Here is an 18,583-nt window from a genome sequence, read left to right as displayed (position 1 = left end):
GCGAAGCGCGCGCCAGTAGCGGAGCTTGCTTCAGAGGGTAGTTAATTGAACGATATGGCAAAGAATCTGATCCTGTGGTTGATCATCGCGGCTGTCCTCGTGACGGTGATGAACAACTTCTCCAGCCCTAACGAGCCGCAGACCCTCAACTATTCCGACTTCATCCAGCAAGTTAAGGATGGCAAGGTCGAGCGCGTAGCGGTTGATGGCTACGTGATCACCGGCAAACGCAACGATGGCGACAGCTTCAAGACCATTCGTCCGGCAATTCAGGACAACGGTCTGATCGGCGACCTGGTGGATAACCACGTGGTTGTCGAAGGCAAGCAGCCTGAGCAGCAGAGCATCTGGACTCAACTCCTGGTGGCAAGCTTCCCGATCCTGGTGATCATTGCCGTGTTCATGTTCTTCATGCGCCAGATGCAAGGCGGTGCGGGAGGCAAGGGCGGGCCGATGAGCTTCGGCAAGAGTAAGGCGCGCCTGCTCTCTGAAGATCAGGTAAAGACTACCCTGGCGGACGTAGCGGGTTGCGACGAAGCCAAGGAAGAAGTCGGCGAGTTGGTTGAGTTCTTGCGCGATCCAGGCAAATTCCAGCGCCTGGGTGGCCGTATTCCTCGCGGAGTGCTGATGGTCGGCCCTCCAGGTACCGGTAAAACCTTGCTGGCCAAGGCCATTGCCGGCGAAGCCAAGGTACCGTTCTTCACCATTTCCGGTTCTGACTTCGTTGAAATGTTCGTCGGTGTCGGTGCGAGCCGCGTTCGCGACATGTTCGAACAGGCCAAGAAGCATGCGCCATGCATCATCTTCATCGATGAAATCGACGCCGTTGGTCGCCATCGTGGTGCTGGCATGGGCGGTGGTCATGATGAGCGTGAGCAAACCCTCAACCAGTTGCTGGTCGAGATGGATGGTTTCGAGATGAATGACGGCATCATCGTCATCGCGGCAACCAACCGTCCGGACGTGTTGGATCCTGCGCTGCTGCGTCCAGGCCGCTTTGACCGCCAGGTGGTGGTTGGCCTGCCGGACATCCGTGGGCGCGAACAAATCCTGAAAGTGCACATGCGCAAAGTGCCAATGGGCGACGACGTTGCACCGGCTGTGATTGCCCGTGGTACCCCGGGGTTCTCGGGTGCTGACCTGGCCAACCTGGTGAACGAGGCTTCGTTGTTTGCAGCCCGTACCGGCAAGCGCATCGTTGAAATGAAAGAGTTCGAGTTGGCGAAAGACAAGATCATGATGGGCGCTGAGCGCAAATCCATGGTCATGTCCGAAAAAGAGAAGCAGAACACTGCTTATCACGAAGCCGGCCACGCCATTGTGGGGCGCGTCGTGCCTGAGCATGACCCGGTCTACAAAGTGTCGATTATTCCTCGTGGTCGTGCGTTGGGTGTCACCATGTTCCTGCCGGAGGAGGATCGTTATAGCCTCTCCAAGCGTGCGCTGATCAGTCAGATCTGCTCGCTGTACGGCGGTCGAATTGCTGAAGAAATGACCTTGGGCTTCGACGGCGTGACCACTGGGGCTTCCAACGACATCATGCGCGCCAGCCAGATTGCGCGGAACATGGTGACCAAGTGGGGCTTGTCGGAAAAACTCGGTCCTTTGATGTATGCCGAAGAAGAAGGTGAAGTATTCCTGGGGCGTGGCGGCGGTGGTCAAAACGCCAGTTTCTCCGGTGAGACAGCCAAGCTGATCGATTCTGAGGTGCGCAGTATCATTGACCAGTGCTACGGCACTGCCAAGCAGATCCTGACGGATAATCGCGACAAACTTGATGCAATGGCTGATGCACTGATGAAGTACGAGACCATCGACGCAGACCAGATCGACGACATTATGGCCGGTCGGGCGCCTCGTGAGCCTCGTGATTGGGAAGGTGGTTCGGGTACTTCGGGCACCCCGCCAGTGGTTCAGAACGAGCGCCCTGAAACCCCAATCGGCGGCCCGGCAGCTGACCATTAAGGTTTGAAATGACTTTTGCTCCGTCCTCCCCCCGGTTGCCTTGCGGCAACCGGGTTCTTGATTTGGCCCATACGCATGTCATGGGCATTCTTAATGTAACCCCTGACTCCTTTTCCGATGGTGGCCGCTTCAGCCAGCTTGATGCTGCATTGCGCCACGCAGAAGCCATGGTGGCGGCTGGCGCGACCTTGATTGATGTGGGCGGTGAATCGACTCGGCCTGGTGCTCGCGCAGTTTCTCCTCTGGAGGAGTTGGAGCGCGTGGCGCCGATTGTCGAGCGCATCGCTCGAGAGTTGGATGTGATCATTTCGGTTGATACCTCCACCCCGGCCGTGATGCGTGAGACTGCGCGATTAGGTGCCGGCTTGATCAACGATGTGCGGTCCCTGCGGCGCGACGGTGCCCTGGATGCAGCCGCAGCCACCGGTTTGCCGGTGTGTTTGATGCATATGCTGGGTGAGCCCGGCAATATGCAGGACAGCCCGCACTATGATGACCTGGTTGGTGAAGTGAGTGGTTTTCTCTCCGAGCGCGTTGCCCAGTGCGTCGCGGTAGGTATTGCGCCGGAAAGGATCATCCTTGATCCGGGGTTTGGTTTCGCCAAGACCCTGCAACACAATTTGAGTTTGTTCAAACACATGGAGTCCTTGCATGCCCTTGGTCGGCCCCTGTTGGTCGGTGTTTCGCGCAAGAGCATGATAGGGCTGGCATTGAGCCGTCCGGTGGGTGAGCGGTTGTACGGCGGTCTTGCACTGGCGGCGCTCGCGGTGACCAAGGGTGCGCGCATCTTGCGTGTGCATGACGTTGCTGAGACCGTGGATGTGGTACGCATGATTGCAGCTGTGGAATCAGCCGAATAAGAATGATGGAGCACTTATGACTAAAAAATACTTTGGCACCGACGGTATCCGTGGTCGGGTCGGCGAGTTTCCGATTACTCCTGATTTCATGCTCAAGCTTGGATGGGCGGCTGGTATGGCTTTCCGCAGCATGGGGGCGTGCCGCATCCTGGTGGGCAAGGACACCCGGATTTCGGGATACATGTTTGAATCAGCGCTTGAGGCCGGCTTATCCGCCGCAGGCGCCGATGTGATGTTGCTGGGGCCAATGCCGACGCCCGCGATTGCATACCTGACGCGTACCTTTCACGCTGAGGCCGGTATTGTGATCAGTGCTTCGCACAATCCACATGACGACAACGGCATCAAGTTCTTCTCCGGTCAGGGCACCAAGTTGCCGGATGAGATCGAGTTGATGATCGAAGAGCTGTTGGATGCGCCGATGACCGTGGTCGAGTCCAGCAAGCTGGGCAAGGTGTCGCGCATCAATGACGCGTCCGGTCGTTATATCGAGTTCTGCAAGAGCAGTGTGCCTACCAGTACCAATTTTGCCGGCCTGAAGGTTGTTGTCGACTGCGCCCATGGTGCGACCTACAAAGTCGCGCCAAGCGTATTCAGGGAGCTTGGCGCAGACGTGACAGTGCTGTCGGCTCAGCCCAACGGATTGAACATCAACGAAAACTGCGGCTCCACCCATATGGAGCAGTTGCAGGCCGCTGTCCTGGCCGAGCACGCCGACCTCGGGATTGCCTTCGACGGTGACGGCGACCGCGTGCTGATGGTTGACCACACGGGTGCCGTGGTGGACGGCGATGATCTGTTGTTCATCATTGCCCGCGACCTGCATGAGCGTAACAAGCTGCAAGGCGGTGTCGTCGGTACGCTGATGAGCAACCTGGGGCTTGAGTTGGCGTTGGCAGACCTGGGTATTCCTTTTGTTCGCGCCAACGTCGGTGACCGGTATGTGATCGCCGAGCTGCTGGAGCGTAACTGGCAGGTAGGTGGTGAGAACTCCGGGCACGTGGTGTGCTTCCAGCACACCACCACCGGTGACGCGATTATTGCGGCGTTGCAGGTGCTATTGGCTTTGCGTCGCCGCGAAGAGAGCCTGGCCCAGGCGCGTCAGGCTTTGCGCAAATGCCCGCAAGTATTGCTGAACGTGCGTTTCGCAGGTGGGGAAAACCCGATCGAGCACCCTGCTGTCAAAGAGGCTTGTGAGCGCGCGACCCTGGCAATGGCTGGTCGTGGACGGGTATTGCTACGCAAGTCCGGCACAGAGCCTTTGGTACGCGTCATGGTCGAAGGTGACGACGAAATACAGGTTCGCGGCCATGCCGAAGACCTGGCAAAACTGGTAACTGAAGTTTGCGCCTGAATTCGGCTTGCCAGTGATGATGTGGTTGGGTAACATCTGCGCCCACTTTGACCGACGAGGTACAGCATGCGTCGCACTATGGTAGCTGGTAACTGGAAGATGCACGGTACCCGCGCCAGTGTCGCTGAGCTGATCAATGGCCTTCGTCACTTGGCCTTGCCTAGCGGTGTTGATATCGCGGTGTTCCCGCCTTGCTTGCATATCACCCAAGTGGTGGATGGCTTGAAAGGTAAGTCGATTCAGGTCGGCGCGCAGAACTCTGCGGTGGAAGCCATGCAAGGTGCGTTGACCGGTGAGATTGCACCGAGTCAGCTGGTTGATGCGGGTTGTTCCTATGTGCTTGTCGGGCACTCCGAGCGCCGTCAGATGATGGGCGAGCGTGATGGGACACTCAATCGCAAGTTCGCAGCAGCGCAGGCTTGTGGCTTGATTCCGGTGTTGTGTATTGGGGAGACCCTTGAGCAGCGGGAATCGGGCAAGACTCTTGAAGTTGTCTCGCGTCAGCTTGGCAGCATCATCGAGGAGCTGGGTGTTGGTGCGTTCGCAAAGGCGGTAATTGCTTACGAGCCGGTCTGGGCCATTGGTACCGGGCTGACTGCTACACCGCAACAGGCGCAGGATGTGCACGCAGCCATCCGCGCGCAGTTGGCGGCAGAGAATTCTGAAGTCGCACAAGGTGTGCGGCTTCTATACGGCGGCAGCGCGAAGGCGGCCAATGCGGTCGAACTGTTCGGCATGCCGGATATCGATGGGGGGCTCATTGGTGGAGCTTCCCTGAATGCAGATGAGTTCGGTGCGATTTGTCGCGCCGCGGGAAACTGAAAAAATGCTGGAAACAGTCGTAGTCGTTTTTCATCTGTTGGCTGCCCTGGGCGTAGTTGCCCTGGTTTTGTTGCAACAGGGTAAAGGTGCGGATGCTGGTGCGTCTTTCGGTGCAGGTGCTTCAAATACTGTGTTCGGAAGCCAAGGTTCCTCTACCTTTCTTAGTAAGTTTACTGCTATACTTGCCGCCGGTTTCTTCATAACCAGCTTGGGGTTGGGTTACTTTGCTAAAGAGAAGGCTCATGTGCTGACTCAGGTAGGTTTGCCAAACCCAGCAGTGTTGGAAGTTCCAAAAGCAAAACCGGCTTCTGATGATGTCCCGGTGCTTCAAGAGCAAAAGTCGGCTACTCCAGCGACTGACGTACCTCCAGCTCAAGAGCAGAAGTAAGAAGGGTTGTAAACGCTGTATTGCCGAGGTGGTGGAATTGGTAGACACGCAACCTTGAGGTGGTTGTGCCCATAGGGTGTAGGGGTTCGAGTCCCCTTCTCGGTACCAATTATCAGGAGAGCCCGCTGTTGCGGGCTTTCTTGTAGGTGGAAGGTTACATTGACCCTGTAAGGGATCGGTCGTATACTTCCGCCCCAGCTTTGTCGCGGGGTGGAGCAGTCTGGTAGCTCGTCGGGCTCATAACCCGAAGGTCGTCGGTTCAAATCCGGCCCCCGCAACCAGTTTTAGCGGAGCCCCTTTTAAGGGGCTTTTTGTTAGCTGGACACTTTCAACGCCGCTGTTCGACGGCGTTTCAAGGATGGGCGTTTCGCCCATTTTTTTATTTTGCACAGCATGCACATACATGCACGAGGGGGTTCAGGTGTCGAGCAAGCTAGAAGAGTTGCAGGCCTTGTTGGCCCCGGTGGTCGTGGCCCTAGGCTATGAATGCTGGGGTATTGAGTTTTCGGCTCAAGGTCGCCACTCAATGTTGCGCGTTTATATCGATAAAGAGGGCGGCGTGCTGGTGGACGATTGTGCCATTGTCAGCCGTCAGATCAGCGGTGTTCTGGATGTTGAAGATCCTATCTCCGTTGAGTACACCCTCGAAGTTTCCTCGCCAGGCATGGAACGCCCACTGTTCACTATTGATCAGTTTGCAAAATTTGCCGGTGAACAAGTGAAGATCAAGCTGCGATCCCCGTTTGAAGGGCGTCGCAACTTTCAGGGCCTTCTGCGCGGTGTAGAAGAACAGGATGTCGTGGTGCAGGTAGAAGACCATGAGTTCCTGTTGCCGATCGATATGATCGACAAGGCCAACATTATTCCCAGTTTTGACTGAGACGCGGATCCCGCGGATCCAATGGCTTGCGAAAGGCGAGGCGTACGATGAGCAAAGAAGTACTGCTGGTTGTTGAGTCGGTATCCAATGAAAAGGGCGTACCGGCAAACGTGATTTTTGAAGCGCTGGAGCTGGCCCTGGCCACTGCTACCAAAAAGCGTTTTGAAGACGAAGTTGATCTGCGTGTGGAAATCAACCGCCACACCGGTGCCTATGAGACTTTCCGTCGCTGGACGGTCGTCGAAGAGGCCGATCTTGATGATCCGGCCATCGAAACCTGGCCAAGCAAGGTTGCTGAAACGCACCCAGGCGCCCAGGTCGGTGATGTCGTTGAAGAAAAGATCGAGTCCATCGAGTTCGGCCGCATTGCTGCACAGACCGCCAAGCAGGTCATCGTGCAGAAGGTTCGCGAAGCCGAGCGCGCTCAAGTCGTTGATGCCTATCGCGAGCGCCTGGGGGAAATCATCTCCGGCACCGTGAAAAAAGTGACCCGCGACAATGTGATCGTCGACCTGGGCAACAACGCTGAAGCGTTGCTGGCCCGCGAAGACATCATCTCTCGCGAAACCTTCCGTGTTGGCGTGCGTTTGCGTGCGCTGCTCAAGGAAATCCGCACCGAGAACCGTGGCCCTCAGTTGATTCTGTCGCGTACTGCGCCGGAAATGCTGATTGAGTTGTTCCGTATCGAGGTGCCGGAAATTGCCGAAGGCCTGATCGAAGTCATGGCTGCGTCCCGCGACCCGGGTTCGCGTGCCAAGATCGCGGTCCGCTCCAAGGACAAACGCATCGACCCGCAAGGCGCTTGCATCGGTATGCGCGGTTCGCGCGTCCAGGCAGTGTCGGGCGAATTGGGTGGTGAGCGTGTGGACATCGTCCTCTGGGACGATAACCCGGCGCAGTTCGTGATCAATGCCATGTCGCCGGCTGAAGTGGCGGCAATTATCGTTGACGAAGATGCCCATGCAATGGACATCGCCGTTGGCGCAGACAATCTGGCCCAGGCCATTGGTCGTGGTGGTCAGAACGTGCGTCTGGCCAGCCAGTTGACCGGCTGGACCCTGAACGTAATGACCGAATCGGACATCCAGGCTAAGCAGCAAGCTGAAACCGGTGACATCCTGCGCAACTTCATCGACGAGTTGGAAGTCGACGAAGACCTGGCGCAGGTGCTGGTAGATGAAGGCTTCACCAGCCTGGAAGAGATTGCCTACGTACCGTTGGAAGAAATGCTCAACATCGACGGCTTTGACGAAGACACCGTCAACGAGCTTCGCGCTCGGGCCAAGGATCGTTTGTTGACTAAAGCCATCGCTACTGAGGAAAAGCTGGCAGACGCCCATCCGGCCGAAGACCTGCTCTCGCTTGAGGGTATGGACAAGGATTTGGCGATGGAACTGGCGGTGCGCGGCGTAATTACCCGCGAAGACCTGGCCGAGCAGTCTATTGACGATCTGCTCGACATCGACGGCATTGACGATGATCGTGCCGGCAAGTTGATCATGGCCGCCCGAGCCCATTGGTTCGAGTAATTAGGCGCGGCCTGAGGAGAGAAGTGCATGACGCAAGTCACGGTGAAACAACTGGCCGATGAGGTCAAAACACCGGTAGAGCGCCTGTTGCAGCAGATGCGTGAGGCAGGTCTGCCGCACACCGCCGCCGATGAAGGTGTGAGCGATAGTGAGAAGCAGTCTTTGCTGACTCACTTGAAGAGCAGCCACAAGGCGAAAGTGGAAGAACCGCGCAAGATTACATTGCAGCGCAAAACCACCAGCACCCTGCGGGTTGCGGGTAGCAAGAGCATCAGCGTTGAAGTACGCAAGAAGAAAGTCTTCGTACAGCGCAGCCCGGAAGAAATCGAAGCCGAGCGCAAACGCGAACTGGAAGAACGTCGCGCAGTAGAAAATGCTGCACGTCAGAAGGCTGAAGAAGAAGCCAAGCGTCGCGCCGAAGAAGAAGCGCGTCGTCAGCCTGCTGCTGCGCAAACTGCTTCCACTGAAGCGGTAGCCGCGCCTGGCGCTCCTGCAGACGCTGTGCGTGAGGCCGCTCCGGTTGCCGCTGCACCAGCACCTGCTGCCGATGCCCGCAAGCGCGAAGAACCTCGTCGTCCGGATAAACCACGTGCCGACGATAACAATCGTCGCGGTGGTGGTGGCGATGGCGAGCGCAAAAACGCTCCGCATCGTGCTTCGGTCAAAGAGAAAGCGCCTGCTCCACGCGTTGCTCCACGGACTACCGACGAAGAAAGCGATGGCTTCCGTCGTGGTGGTCGCGGCAAGGCCAAGCTGAAGAAACGCAACGCCCACGGTTTCCAGAGCCCAACCGGCCCTGTCGTGCGTGATGTGCAGATCGGCGAGACCATCACGGTTGGCGATCTTGCCAACCAGATGTCGGTCAAGGCTGCTGAAATCATCAAGTTCATGTTCAAACTGGGTACTCCAGCGACCATCAACCAGGTGCTTGATCAGGAAACTGCTCAACTGGTAGCCGAAGAACTGGGCCACAAAGTGACCCTGGTCAGCGACACCGCCCTGGAAGATTCCCTGGCTGAGTCCCTGAAGTTTGAAGGCGAGACATTCTCCCGTGCGCCAGTCGTGACCGTAATGGGCCACGTTGACCATGGTAAGACTTCGCTGCTCGACTACATCCGTCGTGCCAAGGTAGCTGCTGGCGAAGCCGGCGGTATCACCCAGCACATCGGTGCGTACCACGTTGAAACCGAGCGCGGCATGGTCACCTTCCTCGACACCCCAGGTCACGCCGCGTTTACCGCAATGCGTGCCCGTGGTGCCAAGGCGACTGACATCGTGATCCTGGTCGTTGCAGCGGACGACGGCGTGATGCCGCAGACCATTGAAGCTGTCCAGCACGCTAAAGCCGCTGGTGTTCCTCTGGTTGTTGCCGTGAACAAGATCGACAAGCCGGGCGCCGATCTCGATCGCATCCGTAGCGAACTGTCGGTTCATGGCGTGACGTCTGAAGAGTGGGGCGGTGATACGCCATTCGTTTCGGTTTCGGCGAAAGTCGGTACTGGCGTGGACGAACTGCTCGAAGCTGTCCTGCTGCAAGCTGAAGTACTTGAACTGAAAGCAACCCCATCGGCCCCAGGTCGTGGTGTTGTGGTTGAGTCGCGTCTCGACAAGGGTCGTGGCCCGGTTGCAACCGTACTGGTTCAAGACGGTACCCTGCGTCAAGGCGACATGGTACTGGTCGGTTCGAACTATGGCCGTGTACGTGCCATGCTCGACGAGAACGGCAAGCCAATCAAGGAAGCCGGTCCTTCCATCCCTGTCGAGATCCTCGGCCTGGACGGTACCCCGGACGCTGGCGACGAGATGAGCGTGCTGTCTGACGAGAAGAAAGCCCGTGAAGTGGCTCTGTTCCGTCAAGGCAAGTTCCGTGAAGTCAAACTGGCTCGCGCGCATGCCGGCAAGCTGGAAAACATCTTCGAGAACATGGGCCAGGCCGAGAAGAAGACGCTTAACATCGTCCTCAAGTCTGACGTTCGTGGTTCCCTCGAAGCGTTGAACGGCGCCTTGAATGGCCTGGGTAACGACGAAGTGCAAGTGCGTGTTGTGGGTGGCGGTGTCGGTGGTATTACCGAGTCCGACGCCAACCTGGCACTGGCTTCCAACGCTGTACTGTTCGGCTTCAACGTGCGTGCCGATGCTGGCGCTCGCAAGATCGTCGAGCAGGAAGGCCTGGACATGCGTTACTACAACGTCATCTACGACATCATCGAAGACGTCAAGAAAGCCCTCACCGGTATGCTTGGCAGTGACGTCCGGGAGAACATCCTGGGTGTCGCCGAAGTACGTGACGTGTTCCGCTCGCCGAAATTCGGTGCGATCGCCGGCTGCATGGTTATCGAAGGTACCGTGTACCGTAATCGTCCAATCCGTGTACTGCGTGAAGACATCGTTATCTTCGAAGGCGAGCTGGAATCCCTGCGCCGCTTCAAGGATGACGCTTCCGAAGTGCGTGCCGGCATGGAATGCGGTATCGGCGTCAAGAGCTACAACGACGTCAAGGCTGGCGACAAGATCGAAGTCTACGAGAAGGTTCAGGTTGCTCGCAGCCTCTAACTCGCGCACTTCAGGAGCCACGCCGCGTGTGGGCATGCAAATGCCCCGCGCAGCGTGAGGACTCTAAACGCAACGCCCGGTCTGGCTTTTGTCAGGCCGGGCGTTTGCCGCTTTCAGACCCCATGGGTTTCACCGTGTGGCAGTAACAGGTAACAAGACATGGCAAAAGAATACAGCCGTACCCAGCGTATCGGCGATCAGATGCAGCGTGAGCTGGCCCAACTGATCCGTCGCGAAGTCAAAGACCCCCGCGTTGGCCTGGTCACCATCACCGCTGTTGAAGTGAGCCGTGACGTGGGTCACGCGAAGATCTTCATCACCGTGATGGGGCAGGACAACAGCGAAGAAATCGCGCAAAGCATCAAGGTACTCAACTCGGCCGCAGGTTTCCTGCGCATGCAGTTGGCCCGTGAAATGAAGCTGCGCAGCGTGCCCCAGTTGCACTTCCACTACGACGAAAGCGTTGTGCGTGGCGCGCACCTGTCGGCACTGATCGAGCGCGCCGTGGCTGAAGACAGCCAGCACCCATCCACACCTGAAGACGCCAAGGAGTAAGCGGTGGCTCAGGTCAAACGTATCCGTCGCAACGTCAGCGGCATCATTCTGCTCGACAAGCCGATTGGCTTTACCTCCAATGCCGCGTTGCAGAAGGTCCGCTGGTTGCTCAATGCCGAGAAGGCCGGACACACCGGCAGCCTCGATCCCCTGGCCACCGGTGTACTGCCGTTGTGCTTTGGCGAGGCCACCAAGTTCTCGCAATACCTGCTCGATTCCGACAAGGGTTACGAAACCCTGATGCAACTGGGCAAGACCACCACCACGGCAGACGCCGAAGGTGATGTTTTGCAGGTTCGCGACGTGACCGTTGGTCGTGCTGATATCGAAGCTGCTTTACCTGCTTTTCGTGGGCAAATCAGTCAGATACCGCCGATGTACTCGGCGCTCAAGCGTGATGGGCAGCCCCTTTACAAGCTGGCACGTGCGGGCGAAGTAGTGGAGCGCGAACCGCGTTCTGTTACTATTGCGCGCTTGGAATTGCTCGCCTGTGAAGGTGACACCGCACGCTTGGCCGTGGACTGCAGCAAAGGCACTTATATCCGTACCCTGGTGGAAGATATTGGTGAGCAGCTCGGTTGCGGCGCGTATGTAGCTGAACTGCGACGCACCCAGGCCGGACCTTTCAGCCTGGCCCAGACGGTCACACTGGAAGAGTTGGAGGCGGTACACGCCGAAGGTGGCAACGAAGCGGTTGATCGCTTCCTGATGCCGTCGGACAGTGGCTTGCTGGATTGGCCATTACTGCACTTTTCGGAACACAGCGCGTTCTACTGGCTTAACGGCCAGCCGGTACGCGCCCCGGATGCCCCGAAGTTCGGCATGGTGCGGGTACAGGATCATAACGGTCGCTTTATCGGTATCGGTGAAGTGAGCGAAGACGGGCGCATCGCGCCACGTCGACTGATTCGGTCAGAATGACCGAACGAGTGTGGCTGTTAACAGGCACGGTCAACACTCATTTTTAGATACAGGGATTTGTCCCTGGCCTGTTGAAACTGCCCTTTGGGTGGTTTCCTGAAAAAAGGATTGCCTCATGGCTCTCGACGTTCAAGAAAAAGCACAAATCGTAGCTGACTACCAGCAAGCTGTTGGTGACACTGGTTCGCCAGAAGTGCAAGTTGCACTGCTGACCCACAACATCAACAAGCTGCAGGGTCACTTCAAGGCCAACGGTAAAGATCACCACTCCCGTCGTGGTCTGATCCGCATGGTAAACCAGCGCCGTAAGCTGCTGGACTACCTGAAAGGCAAGGATCTGGGTCGTTATCAGGCTCTGATCGGTCGCCTGGGTCTGCGTCGCTAATCAGCGATTGCGCTAGAGGTTGGTTGTCTGCCGTGTGTCAGTGGGATTCCCGCTGGCCCATGGTAGGCTCCCAGCCTCAAGTTTTATCTGGATACACGTTTTACCCCTGGACAAGGGTTGGGCCGATTCCCGACATTGCCCAAGAATTTCGCAAGAAGACAAGTTCCCCAAGAGCCACAAAGAAGGTAGGACACCGTGAACCCGGTTATCAAAAAATTCCAGTTCGGTCAGTCGACCGTTACCCTCGAGACAGGCCGTATCGCCCGTCAAGCCTCCGGCGCAGTGCTGGTTACCGTTGACGACGACGTTACCGTATTGGTGACCGTTGTTGGCGCCAAGCACGCCGACCCAAGCAAAGGCTTCTTCCCTCTTTCCGTTCACTACCAGGAAAAGACTTACGCTGCCGGTAAGATCCCTGGCGGTTTCTTCAAGCGCGAAGGCCGTCCTTCCGAGAAAGAAACCCTGACTTCCCGACTGATCGACCGTCCGATCCGTCCGCTGTTCCCAGAAGGCTTCATGAACGAAGTGCAGGTTGTCTGCACCGTCGTTTCCACCAGCAAGAAAACCGATCCTGACGTCGCGGCGATGATCGGTACTTCGGCTGCCCTGGCCATCTCCGGTATTCCTTTCGATGGCCCGATCGGCGCAGCCCGCGTTGCTTTCCACGAAAGCACCGGTTACCTGCTGAACCCGACTTACGAGCAACTGAAAGCATCGAGCCTGGACATGGTCGTTGCCGGTACGTCGGAAGCCGTATTGATGGTTGAATCGGAAGCCAAAGAGCTGACCGAAGACCAGATGCTGGGCGCAGTACTATTTGCCCACGACGAGTTCCAGGTTGTGATCAACGCTGTTAAAGAACTGGCTGCCGAAGCTGCCAAGCCGACCTGGGCCTGGGCTCCGCAAGCCGAAGCAACCGAACTGCTGGGCGCTATCCGCTCCGAGTTCGGCACTGCGATCTCCGACGCCTACACCATCACCGTCAAGGCCGACCGTTACGCTCGCCTGGGTGAGCTGAAGGACCAGGTTGTTGCCAAGCTGTCCGGCGAAGAAGGCCAGCCTTCTTCCAGCGAAGTCAAAGCAGCCTTTGGTGAAATCGAATACCGCACCGTTCGCGAAAACATCGTTAACGGCAAGCCACGTATCGACGGCCGCGACACCCGCACCGTTCGTCCGCTGAACATCGAAGTCGGTGTTCTGCCGAAGACTCACGGTTCGGCACTGTTCACCCGTGGTGAAACCCAGGCACTGGTCGTTGCGACCCTGGGTACTGCCCGTGACGCACAGCTGCTGGACACCCTGGAAGGCGAGAAAAAAGACCCCTTCATGCTGCACTACAACTTCCCGCCGTTCTCGGTGGGCGAGTGTGGTCGCATGGGCGGTGCTGGTCGTCGCGAAATCGGTCACGGCCGTCTGGCCCGTCGTTCGGTCCAGGCCATGCTGCCTGCTGCTGACGTGTTCCCGTACACCATCCGTGTGGTGTCGGAAATCACCGAGTCCAACGGCTCCAGCTCCATGGCTTCGGTCTGCGGTGCTTCCCTGGCGCTGATGGACGCGGGTGTGCCGATGAAGGCGCCGGTTGCCGGTATCGCCATGGGCCTGGTTAAAGAAGGCGAGAAGTTCGCCATCCTGACCGACATCCTGGGTGACGAAGACCACCTGGGCGATATGGACTTCAAAGTAGCCGGTACCGCCAAAGGTGTTACCGCGCTGCAGATGGACATCAAGATCAAGGGCATCACCGAAGAGATCATGGAAATCGCCCTGGGCCAAGCCCTGGAAGCGCGCCTGAACATCCTCGGTCAGATGAACCAGATCATTGGTCAGTCCCGTACCGAACTGTCGGAAAATGCTCCGACCATGATCGCGATGAAAATCGACACCGACAAAATCCGTGATGTTATCGGTAAAGGCGGCGCGACCATTCGTGCGATCTGTGAAGAGACCAAGGCTTCGATCGACATCGAAGACGACGGCTCGATCAAGATCTTCGGCGAAACCAAGGAAGCTGCAGAAGCTGCGCGTCAACGCGTCCTCGGCATCACCGCTGAAGCCGAGATCGGCAAGATCTACGTCGGTAAGGTTGAGCGCATCGTCGACTTCGGCGCATTCGTCAACATCCTGCCAGGCAAAGATGGTCTGGTTCACATCTCCATGCTGAGCGACGCTCGCGTTGAGAAAGTGACCGACATTCTGAAAGAAGGCCAGGAAGTGGAAGTGCTGGTACTGGACGTGGACAACCGCGGCCGTATCAAGCTGTCCATCAAGGACGTAGCAGCAGCCAAGGCTTCGGGCGTTTAATTACCCCAGGCTAACGCTGAAAAAAGGACTCTTCGGAGTCCTTTTTTTACGCCTGAAGGAAAATGCCGAAAAATCAGACGCTTAGTAAATCGCAAAAGCCGCAACTTGCACGCAGGCATGATGGCGTTCATGCAAGTTGCACGATTCCGAAATTCGAGTGTTTTTATAAGTATATGATTTTTAACGATTTAATCTTCTGTGGCGACTTGGCACACTGCCTGCAATAACCCTGTTAACGCTGCAGCATCAAGGTTCACACACTGCAGACTTTTAATAAAACAGGAGTTACTCGTATGAAGAAGTTCGCTCTCGCTACTGCTACCGCTCTGACCCTGGCCATGGGTGCTAACGTGGCCTTTGCCCAGACTTCCCAAGCTCCAATGACCCTGGCGGCCGGTGAAGCCACCAAGGCAAAAGAAAGCGTTTCGGATACTTGGATCACCACCAAAGTTAAATCCGATCTGCTGACCGAAAAAGGCATCCCTGGTTCGGACATCAAGGTTGAGACCAACAAAGGTGTGGTTTCCCTGTCTTCGACCGTAGCCATTTCGGACGCGCAGAAAGAAACTGCCGTAGCGATCACCAAGAAAATCAAAGGTGTAACCGCAGTTTCGGCTGACGGCCTGTTGGCTGGCGGCGCTACCAAGGCAGACAACATCGACAAAACCAAAGGTGCAGCGGCTGACGCCAAAGGCGCAACCTCTGATACCTGGATCACCACTAAAGTCAAAGCTGACCTGGTCACCGAGAAAGGCATTCCTGGCACCGACATCAAAGTCGAAACCAACAAGGGTGTAGTTTCCCTGTCCTCTTCGGTCGCTGTGACCGAGGCACAGAAAACGACCGCGGTGAACATCACCAAGAAAATCAAAGGCGTTAAAGCTGTATCGGCCGATGGCCTGAAAGCAGAGTAACGCTCAAGAATTCGTCTGAACTAGCGGCGGCGGCGCGTGAGTTAGATATCCACTCAATGCACCTCTAAGTTTCATGCGACCGACCACACGGATGTGGTCATTACAGGCCCCGGCACTTCTGTGTCGGGGCCTGTTCTATTGGGGCGGGAAAGTAATGCGCCAGCGGCGCCTACTCGGCGTCCAAGTGCATCGGCGTTATCACTCGACCGTCTTTTTCTGCCTGGCCCAGTTGCGCGTCAATGAAGTAGACCCGGTCGTCCTCCAGCTGGGCTTTATCCACTAGGTAGTCCTTGATCGTGCTCGCACGGTCCTGGCCCAACTGGCGCAGCAGCACGTCACTGCCACTCCAGAACTTGATCACGCCCTCTTTCAACCTGGCGGTGCGGTCACTGCTGCTCAGGTCCTTCCATTCAGCCGGAGGCTGCTGTTTCAAGCGGGTGCGGTAAATACCTTCGAGCAAGGGGGCTTTTTCGCTCTCAGGGACTTCCAGCAAGGACGCCTGGGCCGGGACTTTCTCGCCACGGCGCTGCAGCATTTTGTAGTAGTTGTATTGGTATTCCCGCTCCAGTCGCTGGGCCGCCAGGAATGGGCCGTCGCTGCTGGCTGCGGCCGTGCCTTCGATTTCCAGGCGTAGGGCAGGGCGTTCTTTCAAGGCTTTGGCCAAGGTGTTGAGAGCGCCTTCGGCATCTTTGTTCAACTCGCTGGAGCCTGCCGCGAACGACACGCTACCCAAGTCCTCCGCTCCGCCTCCGGTGACCAATCCGCCAATAAACTTGAACGGCGCAGTGGCCGCTCGCACCACCAGATTGCGCAGGGTTTGCCACACAATGGGCATCACGCTGAATTGCGGGTTATTCAGGTCACCGGATACGGGCAGTTCGATGGAGATCTTGCCGTCGCTGTCCTTGAGCAAGGCGATTGCCAGACGAATCGGCAAGTCCACGGCATCGGCGCTGTCGACTTTTTCGCCCAGTTGCAATTGCTCGACCACCACTTTGTTCTCAGCCTTCAACTGGCCCTTGGTGATCACGTAATGCAGGTCAAGGTTGAGGCGGCCCTTGCGGATGCGGAAACCGGCGAACTTGCCCGAGTAAGGCGTCAGGGTGGTCAGCTCGACACGTTTGAAGCTGGTGGCGATGTCCAGCGCCGCCATCGGGTCAAACGGGTTCACGCTGCCTTTGATGGTCACCGGTGCATAACGGTCGACCTTGCCCTTGATGTCAACGCTCGCCGGTTTGGCCTGGTGACTGTCGATGGTGCCGATCTGCCCGTTGAGCTGTTGGATCGCAGTGGCGAAGTTGGGGGTGAGGCTGAAGTCGGCGAAGTTGGCCGAACCGTCGTTGATCGCAATCTGCCCGATATGGATGCCCAGGGATTTTTCTTTGCTCGCGGCAGGTTTGGCTGACGATTTGGCGCCACTGTCGGCCGGCTGCGGGATCAGCAGGTCGTCGACGTTGGTGGTGCGGTCATCGTTGATCATGAACCGCGCATAGGGCTGCAGCAGGTTGACCTTGTCGATCGACAGGCTGTCGCCGTGTTGGTAGTTCACGCCTTCGAGCACCAGGCGCTGCCATTTGAGGAAGTCGCGGGTCTTGAGGGTGTCGAGGGTATGCAATTGGTCAACCTGCGCGCGGCCGGTGATCTGCAGCGCCAGGGGATCGGTGCTTTTCAGGTTCACGTCGAGGTCGCTGCCAAGCATGCCACTGCGCAGTTCCAGGCGGATAAACGGGCTGATATAGGACTGGGCGACCCGCAGGTCGATGTCCTTGGTATTGACCTTCAACTTGGCGCTGACCGGGTTGAGGTTGACCGTGCCGGTTGCCTGGATCTTGCCCTGCTTGCCCAGGCCGGTGTCGACCTTCAGGGTGAAGGGGCTCTGGTTGAGGCTGTCGAAGTTCTGCACGTCGACGTTCAACGGGCCGAGCTCCAGCGCCACCGCAGGTTTGGCCTGGCGGTCGGCCAAGTGCACCTGGTAGTTGCGCAGCTGTACATCCTTGAGCAGCACTTGCCAGGGCTTGCTTGGGGCGACGGGCGCAGGCTTTGGCGAGTCGGCCGTGGCGGGTGCAGTCGCAGGCTCCGGCGCCTTGGCCGGTTTGCCTGGCTGGCCGGCGAACAGTTTTTGCCAGTCCAGTTGCCCATCCGCTTCACGAGCCGCCCAGGTCTCGAGTTTATTGCTGCGGATCTTGCCCACCACCACCTGCTGTTTGGCCAGGTCCACCGTGGTCTCACTGACGTCCAAACGCTCCAGGCGCACCAACGGCCGGCCATCCGGGGCCTTGATGGCGAACGGTGCGATGCTGGCGGCGGTATTGGTCAGGTTCAGCTCGGTTTCTTTGGCCAGACTGAACCTGTATTCGGTACTGAAGTTGAGCACGCCGTCTTCAAGTACCAGGGGTAAGGCGTCACGCACATACGGCCACCAGGCTTTCATCTTGCCGCCGGTGACTTTGAGCGTACCTTCGGACGTGATCGGCACCAGGCTGAAGTTGCCTTTCCAGTCGATCTGTCCGCCTTCAGGGCCGGCGGCGACCAAGGTCATGTCCGCATTGTCTTCCGGCAGGGTGCTGAGGTTCTTCAGCTCGAAGTCGAGGGTATCGTAGAGGAATTCGATGGGTTCGCTGGGGCGCAGGTCTTGGAAATGCAAATAACCGCCAGCCAGCTTGATACTGTCGACACGCAGCGGGAACGGTTTGGCGTCAGGGTCTGCCGGGGTCGGCTCGCTCGGTGGCAGCTTGAACAACTGCGCCAGATTCAGCTGGCCTGATTTGTCGAACAACAACTCGGTCCTGGGCTTGTCCAGTTGCACATCCGCCAGGTGCAGGGCGCGGGTCCACAGGCTATCGGCCTGCAGGTTGGCGTAAAGCCGTTCGAAACCTACCTGTTCCTTACCGGGTTCGCCAATCTTCAAGCCCCATACCGTGACTTCCAGGCTGAACGGGTTAAGTTCGATCCGCTCGATGCGTGCCGGCACCGTGGCGTAATTGGCTAACTGTTGGTTGGCAATACGAAGGGCGATGCCAGGCAAAATCAGAAAGCCCAGCAAGCTGTACAACGCGAGGGCAGTCAACAAGGCGCCAGTGGCGCGAATCAATCCTTTGGGCATGGGGCGGCGCCATCTATGTCAAACAGGAGTGCCTTGGAGTATGGCACGGGATT

The 18,583-nt window shown here is 57.6% G+C and carries 14 protein-coding genes and 2 tRNA genes; 15 read left to right on the top strand and 1 reads right to left on the bottom strand.

The window, feature by feature from the left end:
- Positions 1–54: 54 nt before the first annotated feature.
- The 15 genes from ftsH (at position 55) to B9N88_RS16450 (ending at position 15,427) form a co-directional block, all read left to right on the top strand.
- The gene (gene ftsH, locus B9N88_RS16520) at positions 55–1,965 is read left to right on the top strand and encodes an ATP-dependent zinc metalloprotease FtsH (RefSeq protein ID WP_027605365.1); all 1,911 of its coding nucleotides are present in this window, start codon (positions 55–57) and stop codon (positions 1,963–1,965) included.
- Positions 1,966–1,973: 8 nt separating this feature from the next.
- Entirely contained in the window at positions 1,974–2,825 is an 852-nt protein-coding gene (gene folP, locus B9N88_RS16515) for a dihydropteroate synthase (protein WP_027605366.1), read from the top strand.
- Between the two features lie 16 nt (positions 2,826–2,841).
- Complete coding sequence (gene glmM, locus B9N88_RS16510; RefSeq protein ID WP_027605367.1) at positions 2,842–4,179, top strand: phosphoglucosamine mutase; 1,338 nt, start codon at positions 2,842–2,844, stop codon at positions 4,177–4,179.
- A gap of 66 nt (positions 4,180–4,245) precedes the next feature.
- Positions 4,246–5,001, top strand: a complete 756-nt coding sequence (tpiA, locus tag B9N88_RS16505) for a triose-phosphate isomerase (RefSeq protein ID WP_027605368.1) — start codon at positions 4,246–4,248, stop codon at positions 4,999–5,001.
- Positions 5,002–5,005: 4 nt separating this feature from the next.
- A complete protein-coding gene (secG, locus tag B9N88_RS16500; RefSeq protein ID WP_010206600.1) occupies positions 5,006–5,389 on the top strand; it encodes a preprotein translocase subunit SecG in 384 nt (127 codons plus the stop codon).
- 22 nt (positions 5,390–5,411) lie between these two features.
- Positions 5,412–5,497, top strand: a tRNA-Leu gene (locus tag B9N88_RS16495).
- Between the two features lie 96 nt (positions 5,498–5,593).
- Positions 5,594–5,670, top strand: a tRNA-Met gene (locus tag B9N88_RS16490).
- 140 nt (positions 5,671–5,810) lie between these two features.
- The gene (gene rimP / locus B9N88_RS16485) at positions 5,811–6,269 is read left to right on the top strand and encodes a ribosome maturation factor RimP (protein WP_003235029.1); all 459 of its coding nucleotides are present in this window, start codon (positions 5,811–5,813) and stop codon (positions 6,267–6,269) included.
- A gap of 47 nt (positions 6,270–6,316) precedes the next feature.
- On the top strand, positions 6,317–7,798 hold the full coding sequence (gene nusA / locus B9N88_RS16480) for a transcription termination factor NusA (protein ID WP_003212187.1): 1,482 nt from the start codon (positions 6,317–6,319) through the stop codon (positions 7,796–7,798).
- A gap of 27 nt (positions 7,799–7,825) precedes the next feature.
- Complete coding sequence (infB, locus tag B9N88_RS16475; protein ID WP_027605369.1) at positions 7,826–10,351, top strand: translation initiation factor IF-2; 2,526 nt, start codon at positions 7,826–7,828, stop codon at positions 10,349–10,351.
- A gap of 159 nt (positions 10,352–10,510) precedes the next feature.
- Positions 10,511–10,906, top strand: coding sequence for a 30S ribosome-binding factor RbfA (gene rbfA, locus B9N88_RS16470; protein WP_003176137.1), 396 nt, complete (start codon positions 10,511–10,513; stop codon positions 10,904–10,906).
- A 3-nt stretch (positions 10,907–10,909) separates the two neighbouring features.
- A complete protein-coding gene (gene truB / locus B9N88_RS16465; RefSeq protein WP_027605370.1) occupies positions 10,910–11,827 on the top strand; it encodes a tRNA pseudouridine(55) synthase TruB in 918 nt (305 codons plus the stop codon).
- Positions 11,828–11,942: 115 nt separating this feature from the next.
- On the top strand, positions 11,943–12,212 hold the full coding sequence (rpsO, locus tag B9N88_RS16460) for a 30S ribosomal protein S15 (protein WP_003176135.1): 270 nt from the start codon (positions 11,943–11,945) through the stop codon (positions 12,210–12,212).
- A 195-nt stretch (positions 12,213–12,407) separates the two neighbouring features.
- Positions 12,408–14,513 carry a polyribonucleotide nucleotidyltransferase gene (pnp, locus tag B9N88_RS16455; protein WP_027605371.1) on the top strand — a complete coding sequence of 702 codons (2,106 nt, stop codon included), beginning with the start codon at positions 12,408–12,410 and terminating at the stop codon, positions 14,511–14,513.
- A gap of 293 nt (positions 14,514–14,806) precedes the next feature.
- Positions 14,807–15,427 (top strand): BON domain-containing protein, encoded by a 621-nt coding sequence (locus tag B9N88_RS16450; RefSeq protein ID WP_027605372.1) that lies wholly within the window; start codon positions 14,807–14,809, stop codon positions 15,425–15,427.
- Positions 15,428–15,596: 169 nt separating this feature from the next.
- Here B9N88_RS16450 and B9N88_RS16445 read toward each other — a convergent pair whose 3' ends face one another.
- Positions 15,597–18,530 (bottom strand): DUF748 domain-containing protein, encoded by a 2,934-nt coding sequence (locus B9N88_RS16445; RefSeq protein WP_027605373.1) that lies wholly within the window; start codon positions 18,528–18,530, stop codon positions 15,597–15,599.
- Between the last annotated feature and the right edge of the window lie 53 nt (positions 18,531–18,583).

The organism is Pseudomonas sp. LAMO17WK12:I1 (assembly GCF_900177315.1).
Lineage (GTDB): Bacteria > Pseudomonadota > Gammaproteobacteria > Pseudomonadales > Pseudomonadaceae > Aquipseudomonas > Aquipseudomonas marginalis.
The sequence above is the reverse complement of the archived record's forward strand: the minus strand, read 5'-3'. Positions and strand labels throughout refer to the sequence as shown.

Excerpts from the sequence above, each read along its gene's own strand:
- ftsH (WP_027605365.1), top strand. The coding sequence starts at position 55 with ATGGCAAAGAATCTGATCCTGTGGTTGATCATCGCGGCTGTCCTCGTG.
- folP (WP_027605366.1), top strand. The coding sequence starts at position 1,974 with ATGACTTTTGCTCCGTCCTCCCCCCGGTTGCCTTGCGGCAACCGGGTT.
- glmM (WP_027605367.1), top strand. The coding sequence starts at position 2,842 with ATGACTAAAAAATACTTTGGCACCGACGGTATCCGTGGTCGGGTCGGC.
- tpiA (WP_027605368.1), top strand. The coding sequence starts at position 4,246 with ATGCGTCGCACTATGGTAGCTGGTAACTGGAAGATGCACGGTACCCGC.
- secG (WP_010206600.1), top strand. The coding sequence starts at position 5,006 with ATGCTGGAAACAGTCGTAGTCGTTTTTCATCTGTTGGCTGCCCTGGGC.
- nusA (WP_003212187.1), top strand. The coding sequence starts at position 6,317 with ATGAGCAAAGAAGTACTGCTGGTTGTTGAGTCGGTATCCAATGAAAAG.
- infB (WP_027605369.1), top strand. The coding sequence starts at position 7,826 with ATGACGCAAGTCACGGTGAAACAACTGGCCGATGAGGTCAAAACACCG.
- rbfA (WP_003176137.1), top strand. The coding sequence starts at position 10,511 with ATGGCAAAAGAATACAGCCGTACCCAGCGTATCGGCGATCAGATGCAG.
- rpsO (WP_003176135.1), top strand. The coding sequence starts at position 11,943 with ATGGCTCTCGACGTTCAAGAAAAAGCACAAATCGTAGCTGACTACCAG.
- B9N88_RS16450 (WP_027605372.1), top strand. The coding sequence starts at position 14,807 with ATGAAGAAGTTCGCTCTCGCTACTGCTACCGCTCTGACCCTGGCCATG.
- B9N88_RS16445 (WP_027605373.1), bottom strand. The coding sequence starts at position 18,530 with ATGCCCAAAGGATTGATTCGCGCCACTGGCGCCTTGTTGACTGCCCTC.